Genomic DNA, 16,099 nt, shown 5'->3' on the forward strand with positions numbered 1-16,099 from the left:
CAAAATTGATAAACTGCAGATTGTTTTCACGTTGCAATTCGGCTTTGTTAAAAAACAGTTTGCAAGGTTAGGAATTACCAAACTGCATCTCGTGGGAGTGATATATTTTTTCAATAAAGCCTTGCGATTCAGAGAAGTATTTATATGCAAAAATCTAATGTTTATTTACAGGGTATGTTCTTCCTTATCTTGGCTCAAATTATGGTAGGTGTGAACATTGTTTTTTCCAAGTATTTGCTTTCTTCAATTCCGGTTCTATTTATCTTGGCTCTGCGCTTTACGTTGGCCGCTATTATTTTATTACCCTTACACTGGTTTACTCCTGCTAAAAATAAGCCGTTGAGTTATTATTTTTCGCAATTAAAACGACGCGATTGGTTTTTTATTGGGGCTCAGGCAGTTTCTGCGGGGGTATTGTTCAATTTCCTAATATTATGGGGATTAAATTACACTGATGCGAATGTGGCGGGTATTATTACCAGTGCTTTACCTGCGATCATTGCCCTTATGTCTTGGATCATTCTTGGTGAAAAGATTTCCGGTACGAAGGCTATTTGTGTGGGGTTTGCCACCCTTGGATTAATCGTGATTGCGTGCGATAAGCTCGTGGGTTTGCACGTGAGCCATTCTTTTAAGGGAGATGCACTTGTTTTAATTTCTCTTTTACCTGAAGCGACTTACTATATTTTAAGTAAGATGCATGCGAATTCGCTTCCAGTATTTCTAATTTCCTCTTTACTCAATGCAATTAATGCCATTTTGTTATTGATTTGTTTGGGCTTTAACTCCTGGGGTGGGCTAACCATCCAATTTTTAGATTGGATGATTTTGATTATTTTAGGCTTAAGCTCAGGTCTTTTTTATGTTTTTTGGAATTTTGGTTGTCAGAAAGTGGATGGGGTAATGGCTTCATTATCAACAGCAGTGATGCCATTAGCTACGGTGCTCATTGCCTGGGTACTGTTGGGTGAGCGACTGACTTTCGGACAAGCAATAGGCATGGGCATGGTGATTCTCTCAATTACTGTCTATGCAAAACGGTAAGCAGATGGTTTTGCAAAATCAAAATTATGTGAGATAAAGTATTTTCTAAATTTTTATCGAATACAGGTTATGCTCCATGAATGCAAAAAAAAGGTGGGAACATTTTTCGCATGAAGCAGATATCGGAGTCAGAGGTTATGGAGCAACGGTGTCGGAGGCATTTGCAATGGGGGCGCTTGCCTTGACGAATGTCATCACTCGCTCGCAATCAGTCCATCCCCACAAGAAAATACATATAACCTGTGAGGCGCCCAATCAGGAGATTTTATTTGTCGATTGGTTAAATGCCATTATTTATAATATGGCAATCCACAACATGCTGTTTCGTGACTTTGATGTCGCCATTAAGGGGCTGAAGTTAAATGCTATAATTGCAGGTGAACACGTAGATATCAGCCGACATCAACCTGCAGTAGAGGTCAAAGGGGCTACGTTTACTGAATTAAAAGTGTACCCAAGCAATAACATTTGGGTGGCACAATGTGTTGTTGATGTGTAAGGCGGTTAAGGTGGAAAATCAATGGACTTGAACCTATTAGAAAAAATCAGTGATTTTGAATGGCGAATTCCCCAACATGGGAAGATGCGTGTACCGGGGATTATTTTTGCCTCAGAAGAGTTAATTCTCAATATGGATATGAAAGTCTATGAACAAGTTACGAATGTAGCTACTTTACCCGGAATTGTTCGCGGCTCCTATGCGATGCCTGATGCACATTGGGGATATGGGTTTCCCATTGGGGGAGTTGCAGCATTTGATCCCGATAATGAGGGTGTTGTCTCAGCAGGGGGTGTTGGTTTTGATATTTCTTGTGGGGTCAGGCTCTTATCTACCGGGTTTAAGCGCGAAGAGTTTGAACCCTATAAAGAGCAACTTGCAGATGCTCTATTTGCCCATATTCCAGCGGGTGTAGGCAGTAAAAGTCGTATTAATCTCACCATGAATCAAATGGATGACATGTTGCATGGCGGTGCAGTTTGGGCAGTAAAGCAGGGCTATGGCGAAAAAGAGGATTTAGAACGAATTGAAGATTATGGTCGCGTAGAAGGTGCCTTGCCTGAGTATGTTTCAGAACATGCAAAAAAACGTCAAAAAAATGAAATGGGTACCTTGGGCTCTGGTAATCACTACTTGGAGATTCAGGAGGTACGCAAAATATATTGCGAACAGACTGCTGCAGCATTCGGTTTATCCCGAGGGGATGTGGTTGTAAGTATCCATTGTGGCTCACGTGGCCTTGGTCATCAAATAGGAACTGATTTTCTACGTTCTATGTTCATACACGCAGAACAGCATGGCATCCAACTCGTTGACCGTGAATTAGCTTGTGCTCCCATTCGCTCCTCTATGGGGGAACATTATTTAGGCGCTATGCGTTCAGGAATTAATTGTGCGCTGGCTAATCGTGAAATAATTACTCATTTTATGCGTGAAGTATTTCAGAATGAAATGCCAGGAACGCAAATAAGACTGATTTATGATGTATCCCATAACACCTGTAAGGAAGAAACCCATCAGATCGAAGGAAAATCCAAGCGCTTATTTGTTCACCGCAAAGGGGCGACGCGAGCTTTTGGACCAGGCCATCCTGAATTAACAAAGGCGTTTCGTCATGTAGGACAACCTGTAATTATTGGTGGCAGCATGGGAACGGCATCTTATGTCTTAGTCGGTACAGAAAATTCTGAAAACAAATCATTTGGTTCAGCTTGCCATGGGGCAGGGCGGGCAATGAGCCGGCATCAGGCAAGCAAAAAATGGCGTGGGAGTGAGATCATTGAGCAATTGGCGCAACAAGGAATTTTAATTCGCAGCAGCTCTTATCGTGGTGTAGCAGAAGAAGCGCCCGAGGCATATAAGAATGTCGATCTCGTTGTTGATGCCGCACAAGCGTCTGGTTTAACTAAAAAAGTTGCCCGACTGGTACCTATCGTTTGTGTTAAAGGATAGTCTATTGAGTCATTGATTATTCTTTATTAATGAAATATACGCCCACCGCAATAATCCTTTTGTTTTCTATCCTTCAAATTAAGGGAGTATTGGATAAATAAATATACTACACTTTGGGATGGTGTTTTCAAAAGTAAACCATTCACGACCCTCGTTATCTTGAAGAATTCACGACTATGGCACCCCTAACTTGAGCATTTTAGATTCTTCTATATCACCCCGAAAGATAATTTTCCTTCCTCTCGCAGGAAAAATTCTTTGTATGAAATGACTCATCAAAACACTTGAAGCGTCTAGGTGAGTGCAATGATTGGCACCATGATGGCGTCTAGCGCGCCTAGAACAATCGAACTGCCCATTGTGAGCAAAGGTTTACAAAAATGGTACATTCAAAATCGCTTTCGACAATCCTCAAGAGGCATTACAGTTTCTTAAACAAAAATTTAATGATGAGAGTAAAGTCGCGAGCTTAGTTGAGAAAATGGCGATTTGAACGACCTAGTCCCAGTCAATCACTGCAGCCATAATAATAAGTGTTCACATCATGGTTTCTATTATAAGGATTTGTGGCCGGAGCCCGAGTTCGGACTAAAATCCTGATTCATCAGAGACGATTTAATTGTCCTACACTATATAGCAAGGTTGATTCAACAAAAAGGTAATTGGAGATGGAGACTTTTTTTACCTTACATCCAGTAGCCCCGTTTCGGTTGGATTATACTGCTTTAGCTTTACGGAGAAGATGTAAAAATAATGTCGATCTTTGGGATGGCCAACGTTACACAAGACTATTGGTTATGGAGAACGTGCCCGTTAAAGTAGTGGTTGAACAAAATAAAAATTTCAACGAATCCGAGCTGGTATTATCGATTAAAGGTGAGGGCTTAGAAGTCTATCAAAATCAAATTGTAAATGAAGTAGAGACCATACTCGGGTTGAAACGTGAGTTGCATGATTTTTATCATATCGCACAGCGCGATGCCCAATTAAACCCTCTTGTCCTGCAATTTAAAGGGCTCAAACCACCTCGATTTCCTTCTGTTTTTGAGGCGCTTGTTAATGCAATTTCTTGTCAACAAATCTCTTTGGACGCCGGATTGCAAATTCAAAATCGATTGGCTGAATTTCTGAGCCTAAGGATTAAAGAAGAAGAGCAGCTATTTTATGCGTTTCCAAGACCCAACGAAGTGGCAAACTGCTCGGTTCCTGAATTAAAGAAAATAGGCTATAGCACTTCTAAAAGTGAGACCCTTATACGATTAGCAACAGCAATCATGCAAGATGAGTTTATTTTTGGAACCCTGGAAAACAAATCAAATGATGCGATCATCGATTTTTTATGTGATTTTAAAGGCATAGGTCGCTGGACTGCGGAATACGTTTTATTACGTGGTTTAGGACGAATTGATATTTTCCCTGGTGATGATCTTGGCGCACAGAATAATTTATATCAATTTTTGCATCTTGATCAGAAACCGGATTATAAGAAAATCGCAGAAATCACCGCAAAATGGCATCCCTACGCAGGTTTGATTTATTTCCATTTGTTATTAAAGCGCATGCATGAAAAGCAACTCTAGCTAAAGTCCAGAAAATTTCTGAGTAATCCCTTTCCCACATTTGGAGAAGGAGGTTTGTGGTTATTATTATAAAAGTAAATTCCCCTCTTGTGGGAGTGGGGTAGGGGGGAGGGAGCATTCCCCATGATCAAGCTCTTCATCAACCCCTGAGGGGCGCCTTCTTTTCTTCCTGCATCATCCCGAGCATAGCGAGGATCTCCTCATTGTAACACCGTGCGACAGTAGGGAGCGCCCGGGATGGCGGAAACAAAAGGTAAGGGGAGCTTCTTCTTAATTTACTGACACCGAGGATCTATTTTTTGCGATAATTCTTCTATAAAATTAAGCGCTTATTTTAAAATTTAAACCCAAAATGTTCACACAAGGAACGTGCCGAATGGATAGTACACCCCAAAATGTTGTTACTGAGCATCTAGGCTCTGATAAAGTAGCAAACGTGTTAAAATGGATTCTTCTAATTACCGCAATTATCTGTTTTATAGTATTGATTTGGGGTACTTATAAAACTTATCAGCTTGCCCCTCCTTTACCGCAGCAATTTCTATCTCCTTCTGGCCAAATCGTCATGACTGCAGAGGATATCATTGAGGGCAAGGCCGGTTTTCAACGCGCCGATCTTATGGATTATGGGAGTCTTTATGGAATGGGCTCTTATTTTGGCGAAGATTACACCGCAAAATATTTAGTAAGCCTAGGCAGAATTATAGAGGATAAAATCGCCCAACAACGTTTCGGCAAACCCTTTATGAAGTTGGATGTTGGGGAGCAATATGTCGTGCGGCAAACAATGCAACAGGATCTACAACGTACCGATTTGAGCCAGCAAACCAGTATTTTGTCACAGCCAGTCGCTGATGCAATTGCACAATTACGGAATCAAATTGCAGAAACTTTACTAAATCATGATGCCGAGCGAGGTTGGACTAAGGCGTACAGTTTGGATCAGCAAAGTGCGCTACACACGGCAGATTTTCTTATTTATTCTTCACTCACTACGATTGCGCATCGGCCAGGACAAAATAGTTCATATACCAATAATTGGCCCTATGAGCCTACTATGGGCAATAATCCAACGCCCCATACTTTTTACTGGACCTGGGTATCATTTTGTTTTGTATTTCTGGGTTTTGGTGCCGTACTTTTTATTTATCATCGATATTTGAGTGCTCCGGATGATGCGTTTAAAACACCTGTATTTCTGGGGTTTGAAGCACTGACCCCCAGTCAACGTAAGGCAGGGCAATATTTTGTGGTCGTAGCACTCGTTCTCTTGATCCAGATTGCTGTGGGGGCAATTATGGCACATTACTATACAGAGCGTACGGGATTTTATGGGATTAATATTAATGAATTTTTACCCTTTAATTTTCTGCGGGATGTACACATTCAAACGCCAATTGTTTGGATTGCTCTTTCTTGGGTAAGTTCTGCTGTTTTTATGGCTCCTCTTATCAGTGGAAAGGAAGCAAAAAGACAAGGCTTTTTTGTTGATCTCTTATTTTGGGTCACTTTGTTTATTGTAGGCGGTGCAATTCTTGGTAATTATTTAGGAATTATGGGCTATGTAAATGAATCCTGGTTTTGGATTGGCAATCAGGGGTTATCTTATCTGCAGCTCGGTCGTTTATGGCAAATTGGATTTTGTATCGGGCTTTTCCTTTGGAGTTTTATTGTTTTTCGTGGCATGTGGCCTACCTGGATTGGTTTAAAGAGTGCTGCGGTTGAGTTTTGGACTGGGCGTATTCGCTTAGAGCATCTTTTTTGGGCAAGTACTATAAATATTGCGGTATTGTATTGTTTTGGGATGATCCCGTTAACAGGGATTGAAAAATCGTTCACGATTACTGATTTTTGGCGTTGGTGGGTAGTCCATCTTTGGGTGGAGCAGTCTTTTGAGTTTTTTGCTGCATGTGCCACAGCGTATCTTTTAATGGGAACTGGGTTAATTTCACGTTCTCTAGCAGAGCGAACAATGTACTTTGAAACAATTCTTGTATTCTTAGGAGGTATCATCGGTACAGGACATCATTGGTATTGGACCGGTACGCCGGATCTCTGGGTTCCACTAGGATCCATGTTTTCATTTATTGAGGTATTACCTTTAGTTCTGCTTATTATTGATGCAATCGAGAATTATCAGTTAATTAAACGCCAATACACATTTACTTATAATCTGGCTTTTCTTTATATTTTGGGGGCTTCTTTTTGGAACTTTGTGGGGGCAGGAGTATTTGGCGGAGGAACACTCAATGCGCCACTTGTAAATTATTATGAGCATGGGACATTTCTTACTTTAAACCATGCACACACAGCATTATTTGGCGCATTTGGTTTACTGGGGCTGGGCTTAATTTATTTTTGCTTACGTTATGCCGCAGGTGATCGTTTTCCTTGGAGTGACCGTTTGGGAACTTGGGCATTTTGGCTTTATAACTTAGGCTTGGTTTTATGGATTGTGTTGAATTTCTTCCCTGTGGGTTGGTCCCAGTTAATGGATGTATACGAGCATGGGTTTGCTCATTCAAGAAGCCTTGAGTTTTATAATACAACGTTGTTATGGCAGTGGTTACGATTACCTGGAGATGTATTATTTGCTCTTGGTGCGTTATTTATGGCCTATGATTTTATTAAAAAGTTAGGTCCTTTTTTTCCAAGATGGGTAAAAGTGAAGAGTTTAGAACAACAGTCTGCCCATGAAGTTTAGGGCTACTATACCCAAGGAAAGGCATTATTATGCCTGAGCTTTTTACGATCGGACATTCAACGCATTCTTTGCAAGAATTTCTTGAAATCGTTCACGCACATCAAATTTCTCACCTTGTTGATGTGCGAACTATTCCTAGATCGCGTACCGTTCCCTGGTTTAATAGAGAAGAGTTTAGAAAATCACTCGAAAAAGAAAAAATTGCATACATACACGTACCTAATTTAGGTGGTTTACGAAAGGTTAATAAAAACTCCATCAATATCGGATGGCGAAATGCAAGTTTTCGAGGCTATGCCGATTACATGCAAACAAATGAATTTCTTGCAGGACTTGATGAATTAAATGACATAATAAAAAAAGGGCATAAAGTGGTAATCATGTGTGCAGAAGCAGTGCCATGGCGATGCCATCGCTCACTTATTGCTGATGCAGAACTGATTCGCAATTACGTTGTTTGGCACATAATGAATAAAACCACTGCCAATCCTCATCAACTCACTTCTTTTGCAGTGGTGAATAAAGAGAAGAATCCAGTGCAAATTTATTATCCATAATGATTCATATTTTTTTTGGCCTGGTGCAGGATACTATTTTTCGAGTTGCGCTATCGAGAAAAATTATAATTGATATAATGGCTTGCTGATTTATTGTTTAAGAAGCGAATTTCATTAACCACTTTCTAGGAAATAAAAATGTTAAGGAAGATTTATTGGGGAGCTGTGGTTTCTTTAGTGCTAGCTAATCCTTCGTTTGCTGGATTTTATCTGGGGGCTGGGATTGGACCTGAATATGCCCAATTTACGCAAAAATCTCATGTTTTTGATAATCATGGTAACTTTAATGTGATAGATGAACAGAATTTTTCAGGCGCTGGTATTTTCGGCACTTTTTTTGGAGGTTATTCCTGGATACGCAATCGGTTTTATTTGGCAGCTGAAGCCAATTTTAATCCAAGCTCAGTTCAATATCGATTGGTTAATAAAGAGTACATTAATCATGATTTCAAGAAAACGTCATTCACCATTCACTATAGTGAGGGAGTAAGCGCATTGCCAGGTTTCTTGCTAACAGAGGATGCTGTAGTTTATGGACGAATTGGTTATGCGAATGGTCATGTTGCACTTCATAACTCAGATAACACGGTACGTAGTTCAGTAGCAAATCGTAGTGGCATTCGTTACGGTGTTGGAGTTCGCTATAATCTTACCACGCAATGGATGTTGATGGCGGATTATAGTCAAACCAATTACGAGAAATTCAGCAGTCACGTTTTTGAGCCTTTTGGTGGGGTTACCAAAAATACTCGCATTTATCCAGTTTCTGCACAATTTGCTTTTGGGGTTATTTATAATTTTGAAAAACCGAAACCAGTTTTTGTTAAGTAATATAAGTCTCATCACTCAGCGGATGCAAGTTGGTATGCTTGGTGTTCGCTGTGCTGTGTCTAGACTACAGAAATAGATGGTTCTAATCGAGGCTGATTGTGCTTTGATCCATATCCTCGTCCTTCTTATCTATTTTTCCATTTGAAGTGAGTGGTGAAGGATCAATGCCAAACAGTGATATGTTTTTAAAGAGTTTCAGGAAATTAGTTAATTTATAGGTTGATGAAGAAGTTGTTTCTTCTTTTTTAAAAACAGTCTCAATAGACTGACAAGTTTCTTCAGAGTATTCATCAAAATTGCCTACGCCAATAACTAACAAAATAAAATCTTGGGGGATTACTTCGAGCCAGTGATAAAATGATAATTCACATTTGAAATATTGTTCATCAAGCGGATAAACACAATTCCCTTGATTATAGTTTTTCTCCGTTAATAGAATCACCTGTCTCACTCCAAAAGCGCTTAATTGATTCCATGAAGGTAATTTTTCAACATCAATTTCAGTGAACCCATGATTGGGTTCCAGTATTAATCCTAATGATGACTCATGTAATGCAGATGCGCGTGAGAGCAATTCATCGCGCGGTAAAGAATCTTGTAATTGATCCATAATCCGTGTTTGCGACGTTTCATCACACACGATGGAAAGCTGCCAAATGCAATCAATTCCATTACTATACAATGCACTTGCAACAGGGGCTTCATGACCCGTAAAGTTAATGAACAGTGTATTATCCAGTCGATCTAGGGCATCTAATTCAGCCAGTACCCTATTTGTCGTGTCTTTAATACTTTTATCAATGCTTTTGGTGATAAAGTGCCGTCCTTTGGGGACCACCTCGTGTGAACTATTGAAACGAATATAATGCATTGGCTGCCCCAGCTTTGAGAGCAACTCTTCGGAGGGATTTAAAGTTTGTAATAACGTCTTCAAGTTGCGATGAGGTGTTCTGTTGAACTCATCATTGGGGATTGATTTGGTGTTGCGAACGGCGGGATTTTGTAATCGATTGATTTTATCGATAATAATCTTACACTGGCTTAATTCATCGACTGAGACTAAGAAGGCATATTCCCCTTCCAAGTTGATAGGTGTAACCCCTAAATATTTTTTAAAAAAATTATCGCGTAGTGCATATTTGTTCGTTCTGCTTGTCTTACTATCTCCAGTGACAATTTGAGTCAAAATCAACAAGCGATTTTCGTCTTTTAAAAACTCTATTTTATCTAAATAACAATTAAAATCTTCCGTCTCGTCGATAATCGCTTTCAAAGCATCTATAACAAGTCGTGCATCGGGTTTCATAGTGATTTCACTATCGCAAGATCGAGTGGTTGAAGCTCAAATAAAGAAACATGATTCGCGCACTCTTTGGATAATAATTACAATTATAGGCTATAGAAGAATCAGAATCCTTAGCAAGGCTTAATTAAAAAATTCATCACAGGACAGCAGGGAGATTACCATCCCCCTTCATACGGTCGATGTTTTTTCATTTGGCTTTCATTATCACCCCGATGGTAATGTAATCTCCACGAGGGTTGTTTGGTCTTATTATCCCAAAAGGGATGATAGTCAATGGCAAAACAACGTTTTAGTTTGCCATTTGCCTGCTCCTTATAAAGATTCAAACCCCCTCCGCCTTTTTCATATAAAAGAAAAGCGGCGCGGAAATTGCCTTTGCGAAGCAGTGCATACATCGCGATAGAGGTTGATAAAAAACCAACCGCTAAATTAATACTTTTTTGAGCTTCTGGGGAAATTTGTTCGTGTTTCTCTTCCATTTCGGGGCTATATGTCAGGTTGCAGACTGGTTTAACACCAGGCTATCAAATTATTATTGGGCGAGATTTTATATTATTTTCAGGCAACATGCCTCTTTTTTAAAAGCATATAAAATCATAAAGTTAAATTAACAATTCACTGAACCAATATTTTGATATACTTTTAAGATAAGCCCTATGATCTCTATCGCAAATGTACATCGAATCGAGCCATTTAGTCTTCTCACCCTCCGATCTGACTCAGTTTATGGAAAGTCCTTTTGTATCCTGGATAGAGCATCTTGCAGTGGTGCATCCTGATTTATTACCCTCACCTGATGCGAAAAATGAATTAGTGGATGTACTGCAACATTTGGGAAATCAACACGAGTTGGATCTCTTGACCCAATTTAAACAACAAGGATTATCCGTTGTTAATTTACATCAACAGGCTGACACCTATGATTCAACTTTAATTGCAATGAAAAGCGGCGCTGATGTGATTTATCAAGCGCATTTACAATTGCTTCCATTTCAGGGATATGCTGATTTCTTAATAAAAATACCAGGTAAGAGTCGATTTGGGGATTATTGTTATGAGGTTTGGGACACCAAGCTCGCCAAATCAGTGAAACCTAGTTTTCTGTTGCAATTATGTTGTTATGCAGAAATGCTCGAAGCCATGCAAGGCGGGGGAGCTGAATTCATCACTGTGGTTTTGGGAAATCAGGAACAGAGACGCTTTCGTACGGCAGATTATTTGTATTTCTACCAAAATTTGAAGCAGCAGTTTTTATCGGCGCATCAGAATTTTGATTTCACAGAGTGTCCCGATCCGGCTGCATCTAAAAATTGGGGAAGATGGAGTAATTATGCCGAGGAGCTATTAACAAGAGCGGATCATTTAATTCAGGTAGCAACCATTACCTCAGGACAAGTCAAAAAGTTGCAGCAAGCGGACATTAATACGATGACCGAATTAGCTCATACCACATGTTCTTGGGTAAAAGGGATAAAGCCAGAGCGTTTTGTGCGTTTGCAAGCACAAGCCAAAATTCAAAAAGCAAGCAGAGGTAAGGAAATCCCCTTATATCAATTAATGCCTCATGTTCCAGGACAAAAGCAGGGCTTGGCGCTTTTACCACCTGCATCACCGCATGATATTTTTTTCGATATTGAAGGTTTTCCTCTTGAAGAAGGGGGCTTGGAGTATCTATGGGGAGTGACTTATTTTGATGAAAAAGCCCAACGTCAATATAAAGATTTTTGGGCACATAACGCGGAACAGGAAAAAGAAGCTTTTCAAGGGTTTGTGATGTGGGCCTATCAACGTTGGCAAGAAGATCCAAAAATGCATATTTATCATTATGCCAATTATGAAATTTCTGCATGTCGACGACTCATGGGGCGATATGGTGTTTGTGAAGATGAAGTCGATCAGCTCTTGCGTAATGAAGTATTTGTTGATTTATATAAGATTGTCAAAAACTCACTGATTGTTGGGGAGCCGCGCTATTCAATTAAAAATATAGAGCATTTATACCGCGGTAAACGAAATACTGAGGTAGGTTCAGGAGGCGACTCCGTCGTTGTTTATGAGCATTGGCGAGAAAAACCAGATGGGGAAAATTGGCAAACATCAAAAATATTAAATGATATTCGCGCTTACAATATTGATGATTGCAATTCTACTCAGGAATTAGTTGATTGGCTGAGGGAACGGCAATTAGAGCAAGGTATTTGTTACTTAGGTAAAACCGAACCTGTTGCGCTTGAAGTGAAGACAGAATTGAGTGAGCGTATTCAATTACGCGATCGATTGTTGATGGAAGCAGAACGCTTGAAGGCAGAGGGGGATTTGCAACGCGCTAAAATCAACCTGATTTTTGCATGGTCTATTGAGTTCCACCGACGTGAAGCCAAGCCAGTGTTTTGGCGTATGTTTGATCGATTGGGACTCACTGGAGAGGAGCTACTCGATGATATTGATTGTTTGGCCTTTTGCCGGCGAACTGCTAAGCCACCGTACAAGACCTCCCCAAGATCACGCAATTTGGCCTATGAATATTTTTTTGATCCGGAACAGGAATTTAAAGGGAATGCGAAACAGTATTTTATTTTAGGCGAGGAAACCGAAGACGGTAAGGCTGTTGCGGCCAATTATTGTGAAGAGGGTAGTGATCTGGAACATGGAATTATTGTATTACAAATGAAAAATGAACCCGATGATCCGATTACTTTAGTTCCCAATGAATATGTTGATCCACATTCAATTCCTGAAGCGATTGCGAAGCAGGCTGCGTCATTTGAACAGGGGTTACTAGAGAATACTGCGATACTCGATTTTCTGAGCAAATCCTATCCGCGCATCAACGATCATCAACGAGGATTCGCCATCGCACCAAGTCATGATCCTAAGAAGCGATTAGAGGAGATCATTCATGCGGTTTTAAATTTAAATAACAGCTATCTTACCCTGCAAGGTCCTCCGGGTGCAGGTAAAACCTATACTGGAAAACATTTAATCGCAGCGCTTGTGCAAAAAGGAAAAAAAATAGGAATTTCCTCAAACAGCCACAAGGCGATTAATAACTTATTGTTGAATACTGTTGCCTATTGCCATGAGGAGGGAATAAAAGGACATTTTGCTTGTACACGTAATACAGAGGAACAAATTGAAGCGTTAAATATCGCCGTCTTGGAGAATAAACAGATCATCGATTTTATTCAGCCTGGATGTGTAGTAGGTACTACTGTTTGGGGGTTTGCTCGAGAAGAATTAGCTGATGCTTTTGATTATTTATTTATTGATGAGGCAGGGCAAGTCAGTGTTGCCAATTTGATTGCGATGAGCCGCTCAACACGCAATATTATTTTAATGGGTGATCAAATGCAGTTGGGTCAGCCTTCCCAAGGAAGTCATCCCGAAGAAAGTGGTTTATCCATATTGGATTACTTAGTACATACAACCCCTACTATCCCTGATTCTATGGGGGTTTTTTTAGGAACTACCTATAGAATGCATCCGGCAGTGAATCAATTCATTAGCGAGGCGATTTATGAAGGCAAGCTGGAAACTGACCCTCAAAATGCTCAGCAAATAATAAAGGTTCCCGAGGGTTATAAGGGGGTTCTAAATAAAGAGGCTGGTATTATTCCTATATCGGTTTTTCATGAGGGAAATACACAAGCCAGTGATGAGGAAGTGGAGCAGATTGTGTTATTAACCCAAAAGCTCTTGGGGAGAACCTTTAAGGAAAAAAAAGGCTTACTAAGAACGATTGGTTGGAAGGATATTCTTTTTGTTGCTCCCTACAATCATCAAGTAAGCAAATTAAAAGCAGCACTGGGTGAGCAGGCTAAAGTGGGTAGTGTGGATAAGTTTCAAGGACAAGAGGCTCCAATTGTTTTTTTGAGTATGTGTGCCAGTAATGTGGATGAATCACCCCGAGGACTTAGTTTTCTCTTTGATAAAAACAGAATCAATGTTGCGATATCAAGAGCGCAGTGTTTGGCGATCGTGGTATATTCCCCAACTTTACTCGAGGCGACTCCAACAAACATCGAGCAGATTGCGATGATGAATGTATTTTGCCGATTGGTGAAACATTAGTAAACGCGGCGGGGTCTTAATTTATGGGCAATAATGGCAAGTATACTTACAATAGGCAATATAATTGGAAATATCATAAACTCAACCAATTTCATCAGATATTTTTTTACTCCAGTTGCTAAAGCATACCGTTCACTAAATTTTTTAACAATCGGCCAATTACTAATCAAAAAACCAGTTGGCTCTTTAAACCCCAGGAAAAAATATCCTGTAAAATACCCATAAATATGCAGTATTTTTTGAGGATAAAAAATATAGCACGCGGAAGAAGACGGCTCGAGATATTCAGTATAATGCCAACAATTTCTTGGCATAAACAACATATCTCCTTTTTCAAGGGTCACTCTATACCCTTCAGCTTGTTTTGATCTTGGATACTCTTGATTTATTTCTTCCAAAGGTCGGCTAAAGTCAATCAAGCTATCGCTCACAAAAGGAAGTTTATACAGCGCTTCACTCTGATCTTGAGTGAATAATAAAAATCTCTTTCTACCGCTTAAACATACATGAAGGTTGCTGCAATGCTCTCTGTCATAATGCATATAGGTATGGGTGTTTTGGCCACCAAAAAAATAGATTACTTTTAAAGTCTTATTGAAGTATCTTGGCCTTAAGGGAATATGTTGCCAAAGGGGGATATGTTTTTCAATCTCAGCTGACTGTTTTTCGGTAAGAATTTGACCGAATATTCGGTAGGGCATATTTTGTTTTATTTTAGCGATTATTGTCCCAAAATCAGCGGGTTGATGTGCAACGCGACGATTATTTTCAAAAGTAGCATAGGTTGTGTCGGCTTGAATGTGTTTTTCGAAATAATCTAAATCAAAGTTACCCTCAAAGTTTTTTATTTTTATGAGCAGAGGCTCCTTAGACTTATAGAGAATATTCTTGATTTTCTCTTCGTCGCCATAAAAATAATCTATGGTTTTCACATCCATAATTTTCATCGATTAACCTTTTGAACTAAATAATAAAAATAATATTTTTTTCCATAAATAAGGTTTCTTTTGCGCTCTTTTTTTGCCATCTGGCGGAGAGCTGATTTTTTAAACAAAAAAAACCACCAAGGAAGAAATGCTAACCCCATAGAGCTAACGAAATCTTGAAGTTCTTCATCATCACCCATCATCGAATCAATGTAAGGTAATATTTTTTTCTCATTTACAACTAAGCGGTTATAAATGGCCGATTGAACCATTCGAGTTATGTTTACCTTTTGAATTACTTTTAAAGAGTTACTTGTCTCAAGATATTCTTCAAATTTTTTTGCCTGTAATTTGTCTTTAATACTCAGATCTGAATAACAAAAAAAACCATTAGGGGACAAAATGCGCTCAACTTCTGAAAAAAATAGCTCAATTCGCGGATAAAGATGAGAGCTCTCAAGGTTTGTTATAATATCAAAACTGTTATTTTCAAAAGGCAAACATTCTGCATCAGATTGAATATAATTGATCTTATTTTCGGTGTAGAAATTATGCTTTGCATGGTTTACTAATTCTTTCGTTAAATCAACACCTAAAGCATATTTTGTTTTGAGTAATTCGGAACTCACCTTTAAACCAATACCATTTCCACAGCCAATTTCAAGCAGTTTTTTATCAAAAAATTGCATCTTTACCAATGGTCTTATTAGAAAAAAGACAAGTAAGGGCGAATATATATCTTGTATCGTACATATTTTTGAAAAATCAAAGTTCAATGCAGCATATTCACTATATACTTGTCTATTCCATAATCCCCAGTTCAAAAAGGACTTATCAAAAATAATATGTGCAAAGCTTTTATAGCTCTCTTGAATTTGATTTTTAATTAACTTTACTTCTGAGGGATGAACCGTCACTCGTCTCAATAAGGAACGAATTTGCTTTAAAGCCTGGCCATAAGTTTTAATGTTATTTTCCGTGATTAAATCATTCATTAAATAAATAACCTATCATGGAGCGTTGTATTAATCAAATACAACTCCCCGTCAACACTGCGACAAAGAAGTATTCTTGTTCTGTTTTTTTGTTCTATTGAATCTTTTGTGCTATTAAATAAGTATGAGTGTCA

The 16,099-nt window shown here is 39.2% G+C and carries 12 protein-coding genes; 8 read left to right on the forward strand and 4 right to left on the reverse strand.

Going from position 1 to position 16,099, the window contains the following annotated elements:
• The first annotated feature begins 144 nt into the window (after positions 1–144).
• The 7 genes from EL022_RS07125 (at position 145) to EL022_RS07155 (ending at position 8,667) form a co-directional block, all read left to right on the forward strand.
• Positions 145–1,044, forward strand: coding sequence for a DMT family transporter (locus tag EL022_RS07125; protein WP_028382359.1), 900 nt, complete (start codon positions 145–147; stop codon positions 1,042–1,044).
• A gap of 76 nt (positions 1,045–1,120) precedes the next feature.
• Positions 1,121–1,543, forward strand: coding sequence for an archease (locus EL022_RS07130; protein WP_035901228.1), 423 nt, complete (start codon positions 1,121–1,123; stop codon positions 1,541–1,543).
• Positions 1,544–1,564: 21 nt separating this feature from the next.
• Complete coding sequence (locus EL022_RS07135; RefSeq protein WP_028382357.1) at positions 1,565–2,995, forward strand: RtcB family protein; 1,431 nt, start codon at positions 1,565–1,567, stop codon at positions 2,993–2,995.
• A 668-nt stretch (positions 2,996–3,663) separates the two neighbouring features.
• Positions 3,664–4,575: a DNA-3-methyladenine glycosylase family protein gene (locus EL022_RS07140; protein WP_028382356.1), complete on the forward strand. Its 912-nt coding sequence runs from the start codon at positions 3,664–3,666 to the stop codon at positions 4,573–4,575.
• A gap of 376 nt (positions 4,576–4,951) precedes the next feature.
• Positions 4,952–7,279: a nitric-oxide reductase large subunit gene (locus EL022_RS07145; protein WP_028382355.1), complete on the forward strand. Its 2,328-nt coding sequence runs from the start codon at positions 4,952–4,954 to the stop codon at positions 7,277–7,279.
• Between the two features lie 29 nt (positions 7,280–7,308).
• Positions 7,309–7,836, forward strand: a complete 528-nt coding sequence (locus EL022_RS07150; protein WP_028382354.1) for a DUF488 domain-containing protein — start codon at positions 7,309–7,311, stop codon at positions 7,834–7,836.
• 138 nt (positions 7,837–7,974) lie between these two features.
• Positions 7,975–8,667 (forward strand): outer membrane protein, encoded by a 693-nt coding sequence (locus EL022_RS07155; RefSeq protein WP_028382353.1) that lies wholly within the window; start codon positions 7,975–7,977, stop codon positions 8,665–8,667.
• An 82-nt stretch (positions 8,668–8,749) separates the two neighbouring features.
• On the opposite strand, the gene EL022_RS07160 is transcribed toward EL022_RS07155, so the two are convergent.
• Both EL022_RS07160 and EL022_RS07165 read right to left on the reverse strand, forming a co-directional pair.
• Entirely contained in the window at positions 8,750–9,973 is a 1,224-nt protein-coding gene (locus EL022_RS07160) for a hypothetical protein (protein ID WP_028382352.1), read from the reverse strand.
• 155 nt (positions 9,974–10,128) lie between these two features.
• Entirely contained in the window at positions 10,129–10,452 is a 324-nt protein-coding gene (locus EL022_RS07165) for a hypothetical protein (RefSeq protein WP_028382351.1), read from the reverse strand.
• A gap of 193 nt (positions 10,453–10,645) precedes the next feature.
• Here EL022_RS07165 and EL022_RS07170 point away from each other — a divergent pair, with 193 nt between their 5' ends.
• On the forward strand, positions 10,646–14,044 hold the full coding sequence (locus tag EL022_RS07170) for a TM0106 family RecB-like putative nuclease (RefSeq protein WP_028382350.1): 3,399 nt from the start codon (positions 10,646–10,648) through the stop codon (positions 14,042–14,044).
• Here the strand turns inward: EL022_RS07170 and EL022_RS07175 are convergent.
• Complete coding sequence (locus EL022_RS07175) at positions 14,041–14,991, reverse strand: cupin-like domain-containing protein (protein WP_028382349.1); 951 nt, start codon at positions 14,989–14,991, stop codon at positions 14,041–14,043. The genes EL022_RS07170 and EL022_RS07175 overlap by 4 nt on opposite strands.
• Positions 14,988–15,965: a class I SAM-dependent methyltransferase gene (locus tag EL022_RS07180; RefSeq protein WP_028382348.1), complete on the reverse strand. Its 978-nt coding sequence runs from the start codon at positions 15,963–15,965 to the stop codon at positions 14,988–14,990. Before EL022_RS07180 ends, EL022_RS07175 begins: the two co-directional genes overlap by 4 nt.
• Positions 15,966–16,099 lie beyond the last annotated feature (134 nt).

The sequence above is a fragment of the Legionella cherrii genome, from assembly GCF_900635815.1.
GTDB classification, from domain to species: domain Bacteria; phylum Pseudomonadota; class Gammaproteobacteria; order Legionellales; family Legionellaceae; genus Legionella; species Legionella cherrii.

Coding starts and splice junctions, on each gene's coding strand:
- EL022_RS07145 (WP_028382355.1), top strand. CDS start 4,952: ATGGATAGTACACCCCAAAATGTTGTTACTGAGCATCTAGGCTCTGAT.
- EL022_RS07135 (WP_028382357.1), top strand. CDS start 1,565: ATGGACTTGAACCTATTAGAAAAAATCAGTGATTTTGAATGGCGAATT.
- EL022_RS07125 (WP_028382359.1), top strand. CDS start 145: ATGCAAAAATCTAATGTTTATTTACAGGGTATGTTCTTCCTTATCTTG.
- EL022_RS07175 (WP_028382349.1), bottom strand. CDS start 14,991: ATGAAAATTATGGATGTGAAAACCATAGATTATTTTTATGGCGACGAA.
- EL022_RS07140 (WP_028382356.1), top strand. CDS start 3,664: ATGGAGACTTTTTTTACCTTACATCCAGTAGCCCCGTTTCGGTTGGAT.
- EL022_RS07165 (WP_028382351.1), bottom strand. CDS start 10,452: ATGGAAGAGAAACACGAACAAATTTCCCCAGAAGCTCAAAAAAGTATT.
- EL022_RS07170 (WP_028382350.1), top strand. CDS start 10,646: ATGTACATCGAATCGAGCCATTTAGTCTTCTCACCCTCCGATCTGACT.
- EL022_RS07160 (WP_028382352.1), bottom strand. CDS start 9,973: ATGAAACCCGATGCACGACTTGTTATAGATGCTTTGAAAGCGATTATC.
- EL022_RS07155 (WP_028382353.1), top strand. CDS start 7,975: ATGTTAAGGAAGATTTATTGGGGAGCTGTGGTTTCTTTAGTGCTAGCT.
- EL022_RS07180 (WP_028382348.1), bottom strand. CDS start 15,965: ATGAATGATTTAATCACGGAAAATAACATTAAAACTTATGGCCAGGCT.
- EL022_RS07150 (WP_028382354.1), top strand. CDS start 7,309: ATGCCTGAGCTTTTTACGATCGGACATTCAACGCATTCTTTGCAAGAA.
- EL022_RS07130 (WP_035901228.1), top strand. CDS start 1,121: ATGAATGCAAAAAAAAGGTGGGAACATTTTTCGCATGAAGCAGATATC.